15 protein-coding genes are annotated in these 17,386 nt (G+C 70.8%); 13 read left to right on the top strand and 2 right to left on the bottom strand.

The genetic code is table 11. The features are described 5' to 3' along the window. Positions 1 to 43: 43 nt before the first annotated feature. Together PGN37_RS08100 and PGN37_RS08095 are read right to left on the bottom strand one after the other, a co-directional pair. Positions 44 to 694, bottom strand: a complete 651-nt coding sequence (locus tag PGN37_RS08100; protein WP_335330504.1) for an LppM family (lipo)protein — start codon at positions 692 to 694, stop codon at positions 44 to 46. A gap of 75 nt (positions 695 to 769) precedes the next feature. Continuing rightward, positions 770 to 1,360, bottom strand: coding sequence for a GNAT family N-acetyltransferase (locus tag PGN37_RS08095; protein WP_335330503.1), 591 nt, complete (start codon positions 1,358 to 1,360; stop codon positions 770 to 772). A 229-nt stretch (positions 1,361 to 1,589) separates the two neighbouring features. Between PGN37_RS08095 and PGN37_RS08090 the strand changes: the two genes are divergently transcribed. The 13 genes from PGN37_RS08090 (at position 1,590) to PGN37_RS08030 (ending at position 17,384) form a co-directional block, all read left to right on the top strand. Continuing rightward, positions 1,590 to 1,997 (top strand): DUF3040 domain-containing protein, encoded by a 408-nt coding sequence (locus PGN37_RS08090; protein ID WP_335330502.1) that lies wholly within the window; start codon positions 1,590 to 1,592, stop codon positions 1,995 to 1,997. A gap of 294 nt (positions 1,998 to 2,291) precedes the next feature. After that, positions 2,292 to 2,726 carry a division/cell wall cluster transcriptional repressor MraZ gene (locus PGN37_RS08085; protein WP_335330501.1) on the top strand — a complete coding sequence of 145 codons (435 nt, stop codon included), beginning with the start codon at positions 2,292 to 2,294 and terminating at the stop codon, positions 2,724 to 2,726. Positions 2,727 to 2,856: 130 nt separating this feature from the next. Further along, positions 2,857 to 3,801 carry a 16S rRNA (cytosine(1402)-N(4))-methyltransferase RsmH gene (gene rsmH / locus PGN37_RS08080; RefSeq protein ID WP_335330500.1) on the top strand — a complete coding sequence of 315 codons (945 nt, stop codon included), beginning with the start codon at positions 2,857 to 2,859 and terminating at the stop codon, positions 3,799 to 3,801. A 5-nt stretch (positions 3,802 to 3,806) separates the two neighbouring features. After that, positions 3,807 to 4,826, top strand: coding sequence for a hypothetical protein (locus tag PGN37_RS08075; RefSeq protein ID WP_335330499.1), 1,020 nt, complete (start codon positions 3,807 to 3,809; stop codon positions 4,824 to 4,826). Then, positions 4,823 to 6,781 carry a peptidoglycan D,D-transpeptidase FtsI family protein gene (locus PGN37_RS08070; RefSeq protein ID WP_335330498.1) on the top strand — a complete coding sequence of 653 codons (1,959 nt, stop codon included), beginning with the start codon at positions 4,823 to 4,825 and terminating at the stop codon, positions 6,779 to 6,781. Before PGN37_RS08075 ends, PGN37_RS08070 begins: the two co-directional genes overlap by 4 nt. 52 nt (positions 6,782 to 6,833) lie before the next feature. Then, positions 6,834 to 8,369, top strand: a complete 1,536-nt coding sequence (locus tag PGN37_RS08065) for a UDP-N-acetylmuramoyl-L-alanyl-D-glutamate--2,6-diaminopimelate ligase (protein ID WP_335330573.1) — start codon at positions 6,834 to 6,836, stop codon at positions 8,367 to 8,369. Then, positions 8,366 to 9,850, top strand: a complete 1,485-nt coding sequence (locus PGN37_RS08060) for a UDP-N-acetylmuramoyl-tripeptide--D-alanyl-D-alanine ligase (RefSeq protein ID WP_335330497.1) — start codon at positions 8,366 to 8,368, stop codon at positions 9,848 to 9,850. Before PGN37_RS08065 ends, PGN37_RS08060 begins: the two co-directional genes overlap by 4 nt. Next, complete coding sequence (gene mraY / locus PGN37_RS08055; RefSeq protein ID WP_335330496.1) at positions 9,847 to 10,926, top strand: phospho-N-acetylmuramoyl-pentapeptide-transferase; 1,080 nt, start codon at positions 9,847 to 9,849, stop codon at positions 10,924 to 10,926. The genes PGN37_RS08060 and mraY overlap by 4 nt, the downstream gene beginning before the upstream one ends. Continuing rightward, positions 10,919 to 12,370, top strand: a complete 1,452-nt coding sequence (gene murD / locus PGN37_RS08050) for a UDP-N-acetylmuramoyl-L-alanine--D-glutamate ligase (RefSeq protein ID WP_335330495.1) — start codon at positions 10,919 to 10,921, stop codon at positions 12,368 to 12,370. Before mraY ends, murD begins: the two co-directional genes overlap by 8 nt. A 10-nt stretch (positions 12,371 to 12,380) precedes the next feature. Continuing rightward, positions 12,381 to 13,928, top strand: a complete 1,548-nt coding sequence (ftsW, locus tag PGN37_RS08045; protein ID WP_335330494.1) for a putative lipid II flippase FtsW — start codon at positions 12,381 to 12,383, stop codon at positions 13,926 to 13,928. Next, positions 13,925 to 15,046 (top strand): undecaprenyldiphospho-muramoylpentapeptide beta-N-acetylglucosaminyltransferase, encoded by a 1,122-nt coding sequence (gene murG / locus PGN37_RS08040; RefSeq protein WP_335330493.1) that lies wholly within the window; start codon positions 13,925 to 13,927, stop codon positions 15,044 to 15,046. Before ftsW ends, murG begins: the two co-directional genes overlap by 4 nt. Further along, a complete protein-coding gene (gene murC, locus PGN37_RS08035; RefSeq protein ID WP_335330492.1) occupies positions 15,043 to 16,461 on the top strand; it encodes a UDP-N-acetylmuramate--L-alanine ligase in 1,419 nt (472 codons plus the stop codon). The genes murG and murC overlap by 4 nt, the downstream gene beginning before the upstream one ends. Beyond that, positions 16,458 to 17,384: a cell division protein FtsQ/DivIB gene (locus PGN37_RS08030; RefSeq protein WP_335330491.1), complete on the top strand. Its 927-nt coding sequence runs from the start codon at positions 16,458 to 16,460 to the stop codon at positions 17,382 to 17,384. Before murC ends, PGN37_RS08030 begins: the two co-directional genes overlap by 4 nt. Positions 17,385 to 17,386 lie beyond the last annotated feature (2 nt).

The raw sequence follows: 17,386 nt of genomic DNA, 5'->3' as shown, positions 1-17,386 counted from the left end.
GCTCAGCGTAGAGCCTGCGACCGGTCGATGGTCGCCGCGGCGTCTAGCGGGGCTGTTCCTCGGGTTGCCCGGGTCGTGGCGAGCGGTCCCGGCTGTTGTAGGCGAGTGCGCCGATGATTCCGGCGACGATCACCGAGGCGACGCCGAGCCAGATCGCGGCGCCGGTGAACGAGCGCGCGCTGGGATCGGTGTAGCGGGCCTGGGCGTTCATCGTGCTGACGACGCCGGGCCGCAGTTTCCACTCGACGACTTCGGAGGACACCTGGTCGCCGTTGGTGGAGGTGACCTCGCCGGGGAAGGACACCGACAGCGACACGTCGGCTTCCGGGTCGCTGAGCGAGGTCAGGTCCGCGCGGCCTTCGAGGATGACGAGGTCGCCGGCGCGGCGAAGCGAGATGTCGACGCCGGCGGCGTCGCGGTTCATGCCGGCCAGCTGGGGGAGTTCGGCGAACGTCAGGTCGGAGAAGACGGCCTGGGAGCCCACGTAGTCGTCGCGGTCGTAGTCCGACACCGCGACCTTCTGCGCGAACGGCAGGTTGTTGAGCAGTTGCGGACCTCTGTCGCTGTCGTCGCGCGGTTTGGCCGCGGCGACGATCTGACCGGACACCCGGTCGTCGGGGGAGACCGTCAGCGATGTGCGCACCCGGACGCACCCGATCAGCGAGGGTGCCAGCACCAGCAGCACGAGAACCATCGAGAGGACACGCCTGGAGGTCCGGTGGCGGTTACGCACCCGGTCATCGTGCCAGACGGCCGCCGGGATCAGGGCTCAGAGCGGCAGAGCGCGACCGAGGATCGCGAACGCCCTCGGATCTCCCGAGAAGTGGTAGCCACGGATGACGTCGCCGAAGCCGAGCCGGCGGTAGAGCCGCCAGGCCCGGTTCGCCTCGCCGTTGATCTCGGGCGTCGACAGCAGCACGTGGTCCTCGTGGCGTTGTTCCAGCAGTCGGCGGATCAGCGCCTCGCCGAGCCCACGACCCTGGGCCTTCGGCAGGATGTGCAGCTCGGTCAGCTCGAAATAGCTGGTCATCAGCGTCGCGATGCGTGCGGAGTCGGCTCCGCTGCGGCGCAGCCCGGCGACGACCTGCTGTTGCCACCACTGGTCGGGCGCGCCGCAGTAGCCATAGGCCACGCCGAGCATGGGGGCATCTGCCAGACCTGTCTCGCCGCCGGAGTCGTCGCTCGTCTGGACCGCGGCCACCGCCTTCCACCCGTGTCGACGGGTGTGCTCGACCCACATCGAGGCCCGCTGCTCCTCGGTGCCGCGGGGATAGTGCATGGCGTCGACGTAGATGGACAGGGCGTCGCCGAGACGGCGTTGCATATCGGCGGGCGACAGCTCGATCAGATGCGTCGCCAAGTATCTGCCTTTCCCTGCGTGGACCCGGTGGCCGCCACCATTATCGGACGGATCGCAGCGAACCATGACGCGCGTCGTCCGTCGACAGTCCCTCGTCATAGAATCAGGGACCGAAGTAGGTGGTACGGCTCAGATTCTGCTCGTATCATTGACGTTGCGTGCCCGTCCACACGGGCACACCCTGATGTTTGAACGACTGAGACGCCCCCACGGCAAGAGGGAGGGACGAATGCCACTCTCCGATCATGAGCAGCGCATGCTCGATCAGATCGAGAGCGCGCTCTATGCCGAGGACCCCAAGTTCGCATCGAGCGTTCGTGGCGGGACCTTGAGGGCGCCGTCGACGCGGCGCCGCCTGCAGGGCGCCGCACTGTTCGTGGTCGGTCTCGCGATGCTGGTGTCGGGTGTGGCGTTCAAGGCGACGATGATCGGCAGTTTCCCGATCCTGTCGGTGATCGGGTTCATCGTGATGTTCGGCGGTGTCGTGTTCGCGATCACCGGACCACGGGTCGGCGCCGCGGGCGAGCGTCCGGCTGCCGAGGGTGGCCCGGTGAATCGGCAGAAACGGGCCAAGGGTGGTGGCGGCTCGTTCACCAGCCGGATGGAAGACCGCTTCCGCCGCCGTTTCGACGAGTAGCACTCCGCGCATGTAAGGGGCAGCCCGCCAGGGCTGCCCCTCTTTTTTGCCCCACCACCCCCCACTGCGCCCCTTCGCGTCTTTTTCGAGGACACTGAGCTGCGCTTTCGCGTGCCGGCGGGGCGTTCGCCCTGTCGGCCGAATCTCCCGTGAATTCGTCCCGACCTGGTACGAGTGGGGACGCGCGCGACATGTCGGCCGCGGTTCGGCGCAAAGTGGGGGATTGTGGGGTAAAGTGGCGGACAACGGAGCGACCGGGGTTCCGCCAGGGCGAGATCTGAGCGAGGTGGCGAGATGTTCTTCGGCACCTACACGCCCAAGCTCGATGACAAGGGGCGACTGACGTTGCCCGCCAAGTTCCGCGACGCACTGGCAGGAGGGTTGATGGTCACCAAGAGTCAAGATCACAGCCTGGCTGTCTATCCGCGGGCGGAGTTCGAGGAGATGGTCACCGAGATCTCCGGCCGGGCCAAGCGGGGCAATCCGCAGGCACGCGCGTACCTGCGCAACCTGGCCGCCAGCACCGACGAGCAGTATCCGGACGCCCAGGGCCGGATCACGCTCTCCACCGATCACCGCCGCTACGCGAACCTCAGCAAGGAGTGCGTGGTCATCGGCTCGATCGACTTCCTCGAGATCTGGGACGCCCAGGCATGGCAGGACTACCAGGAACTTCACGAAGAGAACTTCTCCGCGGCCAGCGATGAAGCACTCGGCGACATCATTTGACCTGGCCCCGCAGGCCCTTGCGGCGCGGCCTCTGCCCGAACCGGCCCTGACGTACTTCCCCGACGTCAGGTCCGTGCTCTCGGACAGGGACCTCGCCGCAGGGGCCGCCCCGATCGCTGAGGGTGCCGCGATGACCGACGAGCCGCACGTTCCGGTTCTGCTCGACCGCTGCGTCGAGCTCCTCGCGCCGGCGTTGACCCGGCGCGGCGCCGACGGCGCCGGTGCGACGCTCGTCGACGCCACCCTCGGCGCCGGAGGGCACACCGAACGATTCCTGACGGACTTCCCCGCGCTGCATGTGATCGGACTGGATCGCGACCCCCAGGCGCTGCGCATCGCCGGCGAGCGGCTCGCCCCGTTCGGTGACCGGTTCACCGCGGTGCGCACCCGCTACGACGGGTTCGAGCTGACGCAGGTCGATGCATTCCTGTTCGACCTCGGGGTGTCCTCGATGCAGCTCGATCAGCCCGAGCGCGGGTTCTCCTACTCGACCGACGCGCCGCTGGACATGCGGATGGATTCCGAGGCGCCGCTGACGGCCGCCGACATCCTCAACACCTACGAGGAGAAGCAGATCGCGCGGATTCTGCGTGAGTACGGCGAGGAGAAGTTCGCGGGGCGCATCGCCGCTCACATCGTGCGCCGCCGCGCCGTCACCCCGTTCACGACGACCGGTGAACTGGTCGAGCTGCTCTACCAGGCAATCCCGGCACCGGCCCGCCGCACCGGCGGGCACCCCGGCAAGCGAACGTTCCAGGCGCTGCGCATCGCGGTCAACGCGGAGCTCGACGCGCTGCGGTTGGCCATCCCGAAAGCGTTGCGCGCGCTACGGTCCGGCGGACGCATCGCGGTGATGGCCTATCAGTCCCTGGAGGACCGCATCGTCAAGGGTGAGTTCGCCGCGGCGACGGCGTCACGGACACCCGCCGGTCTGCCGGTCGAATTGCCCGGCCACGGACCAGAATTCGTCGCGCTGACCCGCGGCGCGGAACGCGCGAGTGCGCAGGAGATCGATCGCAATCCCAGAAGCGCTCCGGTTCGGCTGCGCGCGTTGGAAAAAGTTGGGGGGCAGTAACACTCATGAAGACCCAGAGAACAGCCAAGGCGGGCCCGAAAACGAGCAAGGCCGACGAGGCCCGTACGTCCTCCCGCGGCGCGGGCACGGCCAAGAAGGCCGGACGCCGCCCGGTCCGCGATGCCGGGCGCGCGCCCGTCGACGCGTCTCCGCGCGCACGTGCCGGGGAGCGGGAGCCGCGGCGACGCGCCGACCGGAGCAGGCCCGCACCGAGCACCACGCCGATCAAGCGGCTGACCGACACTCCGGCGCGTCCGAAGACCGCGAGCCAGGCCAAGGCTCGCGCGAAGGCGCGGAAGGCCAAGGCGCCCAAGGTCGTCCGGCCACCGCTGAAGCAACGGATCCTGGTCCGTCTCGACTCGATCGATCTGAACCCGCGCCGCCTCGTCGCCCGGGTTCCGTTCGTCGTCCTTGTCATCGGCTGCCTGGGATTGGGTCTGGGTGTCACGCTGTGGCTCTCGACCGACGCCGCCGAGCGGTCCTATCAGTTGGGCCATGCGCGCCAGGTCAATCAGGCTCTGCTGCAACAGAAGGAAGCCCTGGAACGCGATGTGCTGCAGGCGCAGGCCGCGCCCGCGCTGGCCGAGGCCGCCCGCAATCTGGGGATGATCCCGTCGCGCGATACCGCCCATCTGGTGCAGGACGCCTCGGGCAACTGGGTCGTCGTCGGCACTCCCAAGCCTGCCGAGGGTGTGCCGCCGCCCCCGCTGAACGCGCCGCTGCCCGAACCCGCTCCGCCCGCGCCGCCTGCCCCGCGCGTCGTAACGCCATCTGAGGTCCCGGTCCGGCTACCGTCGCAGATCATGCCCCTCACTGCGCCGCTACCCGGCCAGGCGCCGCTGCTCCCGGGTCAGGTACCGCCGCTTCCCGCTGCTGCGCCCGGCGCCCCCCAGTCGTCGGAGGTGCCTCATGCGGTCTCCGGTGCGCTGCCCGGGCCGATCCCGGCGCCGGCCGATCCTGCCGTCCCCGCACAGCCCGCCGCGCCCGTCGACCTCACCGCACCGGTGCCGGGCCCGCCGGCATGAGTCGCAAGGCGCAGCCCGCGCGCCGAACGACGCGCGCGGCCGGTGCCGAACGCTCGGCGCGGTCGCGCCGGGTGCGCCAGCCCAGCCAGACTGCCAGCGGGCTGCGTAGCGCGTCCTTCGTCTTCCGGCACCGCACCGGCAACGCGGTGATCTTCCTGCTGCTCGTGCTCGCCGCCGCCCAGCTGTTCACGCTGCAGGTGCCCAAGGCCGACGGGTTGCGCGCCGAGGCCGCGGGCCAGCTCAAGGTCACCGACATCGACGCCGCGCTGCGCGGCTCGATCGTGGACCGCAACAGCGACAAACTGGCTTTCACCATCGAGGCCCGCGCGCTGACGTTCCAGCCGCAGCGGGTGCGCAAGCAGCTGCAGGAGGCCTACGACAAGGCCGCCGAGAACGCCAAAGCCGCGGCCGAGGACGGCGCCACCGACGGTGGGGTGGCCGTGCCGCAACCCGACGCGCGTCTGCGGCAGATCGCCGATGGCGTCGCGAAGCGGTTGGGCAACAAACCCGACAGCGCCACGGTGCTCAAGAAGCTGCGCAGCAACGAGACGTTCGTGTACCTGGCCCGCGCGGTCGATCCCGCGATCGCCGACGCGATCACCACCGACTTCCCCGAGGTCGGTGCCGAGCGGCAGGACCTGCGGCAGTATCCGGGCGGGTCGCTGGCGGCCAACGTCGTCGGCGGCATCGACTGGGACGGCCACGGCCTGCTCGGCCTGGAGGACTCGATGGACTCCGTGCTCGCCGGCACCGACGGCTCGGTCACCTACGACCGCGGTTCCGACGGCGTCATGATCCCGGGCAGCCTGCGCAACCGCCACGACGCGGTGAACGGGTCGACGGTGATGCTCACCCTCGACGACGACATCCAGTTCTACGTCCAGCAGCAGGTCCAGATGGCCAAGGAGGCCTCTGGGGCCAAGAACGTCTCCGCCGTCGTACTCGACGCCAAAACCGGTGAGGTGCTGGCGATGTCGAACGACAACACGTTCAACCCCTCTCAGGACATCAGCAAGCAGTCCACCCGGGAACTGGGCAATCTGTCGGTCTCCTCGCCGTTCGAGCCGGGGTCGGTCAACAAGATCATCACCGCCGCGTCGGTCATCGAGAACCATCTGTCCACTCCGGACGAGGTCCTGCAGGTTCCCGGTTCGATCGACATGGGCGGCGTCACGGTCCGCGACGCGTGGAACCACGGGGTGATGCCGTACACCACCACCGGCGTGTTCGGGAAGTCGTCGAACGTCGGCACGCTCATGCTGGCGCAGCGGGTCGGTCCGCAGAAATACGCCGAGATGCTGCGCAAGTTCGGGCTCGGTCAGCGCACCGGCGTCGGCCTGCCGGGTGAGAGTGCGGGTCTGGTTCCGCCCATCGATCAGTGGTCGGGCAGCACGTTCTCCAATCTTCCGATCGGACAGGGTCTTTCGATGACCCTGTTGCAGATGTCGGGCATCTACCAGACCATCGCCAACGACGGTGTGCGGATTCCGCCGCGGATCCTGAAGGCGACGATCGCCGCGGACGGCACCCGCACCGACGAACCCCAGCCCGAGGGTGTCCGGGTGGTGTCCCCGGAGACGGCGCGCACGGTCCGCAACATGTTCCGCGCGGTGGTGCAGCGCGACCCGATGGGCATCCAGCAGGGCACCGGTCCCGCGGCGGCGGTCGAGGGCTACCAGATCGCGGGCAAGACGGGCACCGCGCAGCAGATCAACCCGGCCTGCGGCTGCTACTACGACGACGTCTACTGGATCACGTTCGCGGGCATGGCCCCCGCCGACGACCCCCGCTACGTGGTGGGCGTGATGATGGATGCGCCGCACCGCGCGGCTGACGGCTCGCCCGGTTCTTCCGCCGCGCCGCTGTTCCACAACATCGCGTCGTGGCTGCTGCAGCGGGAGAACGTGCCGCTGTCCAAGGATCCCGGTGCGCCCCTGACCCTTCAGGCGGGGTGACGCTCGCGGGCGGGCACGGGCCGGATACGGGGCTGGGTACTGTGGCATGGCCATGAATCTGCGCCCCAACCATCCCGCTGGCCTTCCGCTCGGGGAAGTGGCCCGTCTCATCTCCGCGGTGCACGCCGAGGTGGAGCCGCTCCCGCAGGTGCGCCTGACGGGTGTGACGCTGCGGGGCCAGGACGCGCAGCAGGGTGACCTGTTCGCGGCGTTGCCGGGCGCGCGGTCCCACGGGGCTCGGTATGCCGCCGACGCGGTGTCGCGCGGTGCGGTGGCGGTGCTGACCGATCACGACGGGCTCGCGGAGCTGTCTGCCGCCGGCGGTGTCGGGGTGCCGGTGTTGCTGCACGCCGAACCGCGCACCGTGCTGGGTACCGCGGCGGCCGCCGTCTATGGGCATCCGTCGGCGCGTCTGCGGGTCATCGGCGTCACCGGTACCTCGGGCAAGACCACCACCACCTATCTCATCGAGGCCGGGCTGCGTGCGGCCGAGCGGGTGGCCGGGCTGATCGGCACCGTCGGCGTGCGCATCGACGGTCGCGACGAGGCCGGGGGCTTGACCACCCCCGAGGCACCCGACCTGCAGGCGCTGTTCGCGGTCATGCTCGAGCGCGGCGTGGACACCGTGGTGATGGAGGTGTCCAGCCACGCGTTGACGCTGGGCCGGGTGGACGGCACGGAGTTCGCCGTCGGCGGTTTCACCAACCTGTCGCGCGACCACCTCGATTTCCATCCCACGATGGAGGACTACTTCGAGGCGAAGGCAAGGCTTTTCGATCCTGCCTCGCCGACGCACGCCGCCGAGTCGGTGATCTGCGTCGACGACGAGTGGGGCCGCGCGATGGCGCGCCGCGCCGACACCGCGGTCACGGTCGCCGTCGAGGGCACCGCCGATTGGGCGGTCGAGCAGATCCGCTCCGAGGGTGACGGCATCCAGGATTTCGTCGTCGTCGACCCCGCCGGGGTGCACCACGGGATCGAGATCGGCCTGCCCGGCCGCTACAACGTCGCCAATGCCGCGCTGGCGCTCGCGCTGCTCGACGCGGTGGGGGTGTCGCCGGAGCAGGCGGTGCCCGGTCTGCGCGCGGCGACGGTGCCGGGGCGGCTGGAGAAGGTCGACCGCGGACAACCGTTCCTGGCGGTCGTCGACTACGCCCACAAACCGGGCGCTCTCACAGCGGTGCTGAAGACGCTGCGCAGCCAGTGCACCGGCCGGCTCGCCGTCGTGTTCGGTGCGGGCGGCAACCGGGACGCGGGCAAGCGGGGCCCGATGGGGCAGGTCGCCGCCGAGCTGGCCGACCTGGTGGTGGTCACCGACGACAATCCCCGCGACGAGGAGCCCGCAGACATCCGGGCCGCGATCGTGTCCGCGGCGCGGGGTGCCCGTGCTGAGGTCGTGGAGATCGGCGAGCGTCGCGCCGCGATCGACCATGCGGTCGCGTGGGCTCGGGAGGGCGATGTGGTGCTGATCGCCGGCAAGGGTCACGAGAGCGGCCAGACCAGCCGGGGTGTCACCCGGCCGTTCGACGATCGTGTCGAGCTCGGCGCGGCGCTCGACGCGCTGACCGCGGGGACGGAGAGCCGATGATCGAGCTGTCGCTGGCCCAGATCGCCGACATCGTGGGGGGCCGGCTCGCCGATGTCACCGCCGAGGAGGCGGCCGCCCTGCGTGTCACCGGGACCGTCGAGTTCGACTCGCGCGCGATCGGTCCGGGCAGCCTGTTCCTCGCGCTGCCGGGTGCGCGCTCGGACGGTCACGATTTCGCCGCGGCGGCCGTCGACTCCGGCGCGGTGGGTGTGCTCGCCGCCCGGCCGGTCGGCGTGCCTGCGGTCGTGGTGGATCCGGTCGCCGCCGAGGACGGTGCGGCCAGTGTGCTCGAACACGACTCCGACGGCTCGGGTGCGGCGGTGCTGGCCGCGCTGGCGAAACTGGCCGCCGCGGTGGCCGCCGAACTGGCGGCGGGCGGCCTGACGATCATCGGGATCACCGGGTCCTCGGGCAAGACCTCCACCAAGGATCTGATCGCCGCGGTCCTCGCGCCGCTGGGCGAGGTGATCGCGCCGCCGGGATCGTTCAACAACGAGCTGGGACATCCGTGGACGGTGCTGCGGGCGACGCCCGACACCGACTTCCTCGTGCTGGAGATGTCGGCGCGGCATCGCGGCAACATCGCCGCACTCGCCCGGATCGCCCGGCCGTCGATCGCTGTGGTGTTGAACGTCGGCACCGCCCACCTCGGCGAGTTCGGTTCGCGGGAAGCCATTGCCGAGACGAAATCCGAACTGCCGCAATCAGTTCCAGCGTCCGGCGTGGTGATCCTCAACGCCGACGATTCTGTGGTGGCGAAGATGTCCGAGGTGACCGAGGCGCGCGTCGTGCGCGTCGGCCGGTCGGGCTCGGCCACCTCCGGGATGGACGTGTGGGCCGACGACGTGAGCCTCGACGCGTTGGCGCGTCCGCAGTTCACGCTGCACACCGCCGACGGGGAGATCGAGGTCTCGCTGTCGGTGCACGGTGATCATCAGGTGTCCAACGCGCTGTGCGCGGCCGCAGTGGCGCGCGAGTGCGGCGCCTCACTGGCGCAGATCGCCGACGCCCTGGCCGGGGCCGGGCCGGTGTCGCGGCAACGGATGGCCGTCACCACCCGCAGCGACGGCGTGACGATCGTCAACGACGCCTACAACGCCAACCCCGACTCCATGAGCGCCGGCCTGAAGGCACTGGCGTGGATGGGTCGCGAGGGCCGCACCTGGGCGGTGCTCGGCGAGATGGGCGAACTCGGCGAGGACTCGATTACCGAGCACGACCGCATCGGTCGGCTCGCCGTGCGCTTAGATGTCTCTCGACTCGTCGTCGTCGGAACCGGGAGGCCTATGAGCGCCATGCTGAACGGTGCCGTGATGGAGGGCTCCTGGGGATCCGAGGCCACACCGGTCGCCGACGCCGATGCCGCGCTGGATCTGTTGCGCGCGGAGCTGCAGCCCGGTGACGTGGTGCTGGTGAAGGCGTCCAACGCCGCCGGGCTGGGTGCCGTCGCCGACGCTCTGATCGCCGAGGGCGGCGCATGAGGCAGATCCTGATCGCGGTCGGGATCGCCCTGGCGGTGTCGATCCTGCTCACCCCGGTGCTGATCCGGCTGTTCACCCGGCAGGGTTTCGGCCACGAGATCCGTGAGGACGGCCCACCCAGCCACGCCAAGAAGCGGGGCACCCCGTCGATGGGTGGCGTGGCGATCGTCGCCGGCATCTGGGCCAGCTACTTCGGCACGCACCTGGTCGGAGTGGTGATCGACGGCAAGGGCCCGTCGGCCTCAGGTCTGCTCGTGCTGGGCCTGGCCACCGCGCTCGGCGTCGTCGGGTTCACCGACGACCTGATCAAGCTGCGCCGCGCCCGCAACCTCGGGCTGAACAAGACCGCCAAGACGGTCGGCATCCTCGTCGCTGCCGTGCTGTTCGGCGTGCTGGCGCTGCAGTTCCGCAACGCCGACGGGCTCACCCCTGGCAGCGCGGAGCTGTCCTACGTACGCGAGATCGCGACCGTCACGCTGGCGCCGGCGATCTTCGTGCTGTTCTGCGTGGTGGTGGTCAGCGCCTGGTCCAACGCGGTGAACTTCACCGACGGCCTGGACGGGCTCGCCGCCGGCGCGATGGCGATGGTGTGCGCCGCGTATGTGCTGATCACGTTCTGGCAGTTCCGCAACGCGTGCGCCACCAGCCCCGGTCTGGGCTGCTACAACGTGCGCGATCCGCTGGATCTCGCGATCATCGCCGCGGCCACCGCGGGCGCCTGCATCGGCTTCCTGTGGTGGAACGCCGCGCCGGCCAAGATCTTCATGGGTGACACAGGGTCGCTCGCGTTGGGCGGCGTCATCGCTGGCCTGTCGGTGACCAGCCGCACCGAGATGCTCGCCGTGGTGCTGGGTGCGCTGTTCGTCGCCGAGGTCACCTCGGTCGTGGTGCAGATCATGGCGTTCCGCACCACCGGCCGCCGGGTGTTCCGGATGGCGCCGTTCCATCACCATTTCGAGTTGGTGGGCTGGGCGGAGACCACGGTGATCATCCGGTTCTGGCTGCTGACCGCGATCGCGTGCGGGCTCGGGGTGGCGCTGTTCTACAGCGAGTGGCTGACGACCGTCGGTGCGTGATGTGACCGACGTGATCGCACCCGGCGCCGCGGTTCTGGTCGTCGGCGCCGGGATCACCGGTCGGGCGGTGCTGGCGGCGCTGACCCCCTTGGGCGCGCGGGCCACCCTCACCGACGACAGCCCGTCGGCACTGACGGCCTACGCCCAGCAGGGCGGCGCGGTGATCGACCCGGCCGGCGCCGCCGCGACGATCGCCGGATTCGATCTCGTCGTGGTCAGCCCGGGAATCCCTCCCGACGCCGCGGTGCCCACCGCCGCCGCGGCGGCCGGTGTGCCGGTGTGGGGGGATGTGGAGCTGGCCTGGCGGCTGGACCGGGCCGGGCACTACGGGCCGCCGAAGACGTGGCTTGTGGTGACCGGGACCAACGGTAAGACCACGACGACGTCGATGCTGCACGCGATGCTGTGCGCAGACGGCCGGCGCTCGGCGCTGTGCGGCAACATCGGCGAGCCGGTGCTGGCCGTGCTGGATCAGCCGGTCGACGTGCTGGCCGTGGAGCTTTCCAGCTTCCAGCTGCACTGGGCGCCGTCGGTGCGACCGGACGCCGGTGCGGTGCTCAACGTGGCCGAGGATCACCTGGACTGGCACGGCTCGCTGGATGCCTACGCCCACGACAAGGCCCGTGCGCTGACCGGACCGATCGCCGTCGGCGGCGTGGACGATGCGATCGCGGCGTCGCTGCTGGCCGAGTGCGCCGCGGCGACCCGGGTCGGATTCCGGCTCGGCGAGCCGGCGGCGGGTGAGCTGGGCGTGCGTGGCGATCAGCTGGTCGACAACGCCTTCGCCGACGGTCTGGCGCTGGTCGAGACCGCGCGGATTCCGGTCGCCGGTCCCGTGGGTGTGCTCAACGCGCTGGGGGCCGCGGCGCTGGCACGCGCGGTCGGGGTGCCCGCCGCCGCGGTGGCGCAGGCAATCGACACGTTCGCGGTCGGCCGGCATCGCGCCGAGGTGGTCGCGGCGGCCGACGGGGTCACCTACGTCGACGATTCGAAGGCGACCAATCCGCACGCCGCCCGCGCCTCGATCAGTGCCTTCCCTCGCGTGGTGTGGGTGGCCGGCGGGCTGCTCAAAGGTGCCTCGGTCGACGATCTGCTGGTGGCGGTCGCGAATCGCCTGGTCGGAGTGGTTCTGCTGGGCCGCGACCGCGCGGTGGTGGCGCAGGCGCTGGCACGACACGCACCGGATGTCCCCGTTGTCGAGGTGCTGACGGGGGAGGATTCTGGGGTGGTTGAGAAAGCTGTGACAGGTGTGACTCACGCTCGGGCGGGGGACGGTCCGGTGGCCGACGCCGTCATGGCCGCCGTCGTCGACGCCGCACGCGGTCTCGCCGGACCCGGCGACACGGTGCTGCTGGCGCCGGCAGGCGCCTCCTTCGACCAGTTCCGCAGCTACGGCCACCGGGGCGACACGTTCGCCGCGGCCGTGCGCGCCGCGATCCGGTAGCGGGTCACCCATGAGCGCGATCCTCGCCCGGCTGCGCCACCGGCGCGCCAACCCCGCGGCCGATGACGCGGGGACCTCCCTGCCGGCGCTGACCTCGTCGTCGTCCAAGGCGACCCCGCACGACTCAAGCGGCGTCGCGCCGGCGCCGCGCACCCGCGTCGGGGCCTGGCTGGACCGGCCGATGACGTCCTTTCACCTGATCATCGCCGTCACCGCCCTGCTCATCACGATGGGCCTGACCATGGTGCTGTCGGCCTCGGGCGTCTACTCCTACGACATGGACGGCTCGCCGTGGGCGGTCTTCGGCAAGCAGGTGCTGTGGACGGCGATCGGTCTGCTCGCGTTCTACATCGCGATGCGGATGCCGGTGGCGTTGATGCGGCGCTTCGCGTTCAGCAGCTTCGCGTTCACCATCGTGCTGCTGGTGCTGGTCCTCATCCCCGGGATCGGCAAGGAGGCCAACGGTTCGCGCGGCTGGTTCGTGATCGCGGGCTTCTCCATGCAGCCGTCGGAGCTGGCCAAGATCGCGATGGCCGTGTGGGGCGCGCACCTGCTGGCAGCCCGCCGCATGGAGCAGGCCTCTCTCAAGGAGATGCTGGTGCCGCTGGTGCCCGCCGCGGTGATCGCGCTGGCGCTGGTGGTGGCTCAGCCCGACCTCGGTCAGACGGTGTCGATGGGCGTGATCCTGCTCGGCCTGCTCTGGTACGCCGGCCTTCCGCTGCGGGTGTTCCTCACCTCGCTGGGCGCAGTGGTCGTCTCGGGCGCGATCCTCGCCGTGTCGGCCGGCTACCGGTCGGCGCGTGTGCAGGCGTGGCTGAACCCGGGCGCCGACGCACAGGGCATGGGCTATCAGTCCCGGCAGGCTCGCTTCGCGCTGGCCAACGGCGGCGTCTTCGGTGACGGCCTGGGCCAGGGCACCGCGAAGTGGAACTACCTGCCCAACGCCCACAACGACTTCATCTTCGCGATCATCGGCGAGGAACTCGGCTTCATCGGGGCCGCCGGCCTGCTGTGCCTGTTCGGGCTCTTCGCCTACACCGGTATGCGCATCGCCCGGCGCTCAGCCGATCCGTTCCTGCGGCTGCTCACCGCGACGGCCACGCTGTGGGTGCTCTCGCAGGTGTTCATCAATGTCGGCTACGTCGTCGGGCTGCTCCCCGTCACCGGACTGCAGCTGCCGCTGATCTCCGCCGGCGGCACGTCGACGGCCACCACGTTGTTGATGATCGGCATCATGGCCAACGCCGCCCGACACGAACCGCAGGCGGTCGCCGCGCTGAGGGCCGGCCGCGACGACCGGGTCAACCGGCTGCTGCGACTTCCGCTGCCCGCCCCGTACTCGCCGACCCGCGCCGAGGCGGTGCGTGACCGGCTCAAGACCCGTTCGACCCGCGCCGGCAACAAGGCCGCCAAGCCCAGCCCGACGCCCGCGAAAACCGCGCGGTCGCGAACGGCGAAGCGCCCGGTGCGCTCGGCCACCCCGCCCGTCGGTTATGGTGCTGGCCAGCGAAATCAGGGCCGGCGGGCCCGCACACTGGAAGGTCAACGTCACGGGTGAGCGGTATCTCGGTCGTTCTCGCTGGCGGGGGCACGGCCGGTCACGTCGAGCCGGCGATGGCCGTCGCCGATGCGCTCGCCGCCCTCGACGCGACGGTGCGGATCACCGCATTGGGCACGGCCCGTGGCCTCGAGACTCGGCTGGTTCCCGCGCGCGGTTATCGCCTCGAGCTGATCACCCCGGTGCCGCTGCCCCGTAAACCCTCGGCAGACCTGGCACGGCTGCCGCTGCGGGTGCGTCAGGCGGTGCGCCAGACCCGGGCGATCTTCGACGATGTCGCGGCCGACGTCGTCATCGGCTTCGGCGGGTACGTCGCGGTGCCCGCCTATCTCGCGGCCCGCAACATGCGCCCGGGCCGGCGCGTTCCGGTCGTCGTCCACGAGGCCAACGCCAGCGCCGGCTGGGCGAACCGGGTCGGGGTTCGGTCGGCGGCCCGCATCCTCGCCGCGGTGCCCGACCCGGGACTGGGCCCCGTCGAGGTCGTCGGCGTGCCTGTCCGTGATGCCATCACCTCGCTGGACCGCGCCGCGCTACGCGCCGAGGCGCGTGCGTTCTTCGGCTTTTCCGACGACGACACGGTCCTGCTGGTCTTCGGCGGCTCGCAGGGCGCCCAGTCGTTGAACCGCGCGGTCGCCGGGGCCGCGGAAGCCCTTGCCCGGCAAGGCATTGCGGTGCTGCACGCGCACGGCCCGAAGAACACGCTGGATCTGCGCTCTCCGGCGCCCGGCGACCCGCCGTACGTCGCGGTCCCGTACCTGGACCGCATGGATCTCGCCTATGCCGCCGCCGATCTGGCGATCTGCCGCTCCGGGGCGATGACCGTCGCCGAAGTGAGCGCGGTCGGCCTGCCCGCGGTGTACGTGCCGCTGCCGATCGGCAACGGAGAGCAGCGGCTCAACGCGCTACCGGTGGTGACCGCGGGGGGCGGGCTGCTGGTCGAGGATCGTGAGCTCACCCCCGACCTCGTCGCGACGACGGTGGCCGGTCTGCTGACCGATCGGGCCCGGTTGTCGGCGATGACGTCGGCGGCGAAGCTGGCCGGTCATCCGGACGCGGCACGACGCGTGGCCGAGGTGGCTCTCGAGGTGGCCCGGGCACGCAGCGGGCGGCGGCCATGAGCTCCGAGCAGCTACCCCCGGAGTTGGCGCGGGTGCACATGGTCGGCATCGGCGGGGCCGGAATGTCCGGTATCGCAAGGATTCTGATCGATCGCGGAGGTCTGGTGTCCGGATCGGACGCCAAGGAGTCGCGTGCGGTGGTGGCGCTGCGGGCGCGTGGGGCGCAGGTACGCATCGGTCACGACGCGTCGGCGCTGGACATGCTGCCCGGCGGTCCGTCGGCGGTGGTGACCACGCACGCCGCGATCCCGAAGACCAACCCGGAGCTGGTCGAGGCGCGCCGGCGTGGCATTCCGATCATCCTGCGGCCCGCCGTGCTGGCCGAGCTGATGGTCGGGGACACCACGCTGATGGTGACCGGCACGGCCGGTAAGACCACGACGACCTCGATGCTGATCGTGGCGTTGCAGCACTGCGGATTCGACCCGTCGTTCGCCGTCGGCGGGGACCTCGGCGAGCCCGGCACCAACGCCCACCACGGCAGCGGCGCGTTCTTCGTCGCCGAGGCCGACGAGAGCGACGGCTCGCTGGTGCAGTACCGGCCCGACATCGCGGTGGTCACCAACATCGAGGCCGACCATCTCGACTTCTTCGGTTCCGAAGAGGCCTATGTCGCGGTGTTCGACGCCTTCGCCGAGCGGCTGCGCCCCGGCGGGGCGGTGGTGGTCTGTACCGACGATCCCGGTGCGGCAGCGTTCGCCGAACGGACTGCGGCGCTGGGCATTCGGGTGCTGCGCTACGGCACAGGGCCTGCGGCCGGTGACGGCCTGGCCGGCGCGCTGGTGGACTGGCGGCAACGCGGTACGGGCGCGATCGCGACGGTGTCGCTGGCGGGGGAGGGCGAGCCGCGCACCATGCGGTTGGCCGTGCCGGGCCGGCACATGGCGCTCAACGCGCTGGCCGCACTGCTCGCCGCCACCCAGGTGGGTGCCCCGGTGGAGGGCGTCCTCGAGGCACTGGCCGAATTCGAAGGCGTGCGTAGGCGTTTCGAGTTGGTGGGCACGGCAGCCGGGGTGCGTGTCTTCGACGACTACGCCCACCATCCGACCAAGGTCACAGCCGCGCTCACCGCGGTGCGCGCGCTCGTGGACGAGGTGGGGGGCCGTTCGGTGGTGGTGTTCCAGCCCCACTTGTATTCGCGCACAGCCACATTCGCCCGCGAATTCGGCGAGGCACTGAGCCTGGCCGACGAGGTGTTCGTGCTCGACGTGTATGCGGCCAGGGAGCAACCCCTGGCCGGTGTCAGCGGCGCGACGATCGCCGAACACGTCACCGTGCCGGTGCGGTATCTGCCCGATTTCTCCACCGTCGCATCGACGGTGGCGGCGGCCGCCCAGCCCGGCGACGTGGTGGTGACCATGGGCGCGGGCGATGTGACGTTGCTGGGTAACGAGATCCTGGCCGCGCTGCGATGAGCGAGCCGCCTGACCGCGACGCCGACGTGCCCGACGCGACGGCCGCACCGGAACCGACCGACACACCCGAAGCCGCAGACACACCCGACACCCCGGAGGCCGCCGACGTCGAGGGGCCGCGCCGCCGCGCCCGGCGCGAGCGGGAGGAGCGGCGCGCCGCGCAGGCACGGGCCACCGCCATCGAGGAGGCCCGCCGCGAGGCCAAACGGCGCACGCTCGGGGCACCGCCGGCCGATTCGGCGACGTTGGGGCGGGGCACGGTGCGCGGCCTCAAGCTGCTGTTGTGGACCGCGGTCGTCGCCGTCGTCGTGGTCGGCATCGGCCTGCTGCTGTATTTCACGCCGATCATGTCGGCACGCACCATCGTCGTCGTCGGGTTGGGCGCGGTGACGCAGGACGAGGTGGTCGCGGTGGCAGGGGTGCCGCCCGGCACGCCGCTGCTGCAGGTCGACACCGATGCGGTGGCCGAGAAGGTCGCGGAGATCCGCAGGGTCGCCAGCGCCCGGGTCCAGCGGGAGTATCCGTCGACGCTGCGGATCACCGTGGTCGAGCGGGTGCCGGTCGTCGTCCGCGACTATCCCGACGGTGTGCACTTGTTCGACAAGGACGGCGTGGACTTCGCGACCGGCCCGCCGCCGCCGGGCATCCCGTATCTGGACGTCGAGAACCCCGGACCCGACGATCCGGCCACCAAGGCCGCGCTCGAGGTCGTGACCTCGCTGCGGCCGGAGGTCGCCTCGCAGGTGGGCCGGGTGTCGGCGCCGTCGGTCGCGGCCATCACGTTGACGTTGATCGACGGGCGCACCGTCGTGTGGGGGACCACCGATCGCACCGAGGAGAAGGCGCTCAAGCTCGGCGCGCTGCTCACCCAGCCCGGGAAGACCTACGACGTGTCGTCGCCGGACCTGCCGACCGTCAAGTGACG

It is taken from the genome of Mycobacterium kyogaense, from assembly GCF_036946525.1.
Lineage (GTDB): Bacteria > Actinomycetota > Actinomycetes > Mycobacteriales > Mycobacteriaceae > Mycobacterium > Mycobacterium kyogaense_A.
The sequence above is the reverse complement of the archived record's forward strand: the minus strand, read 5'-3'. Positions and strand labels throughout refer to the sequence as shown.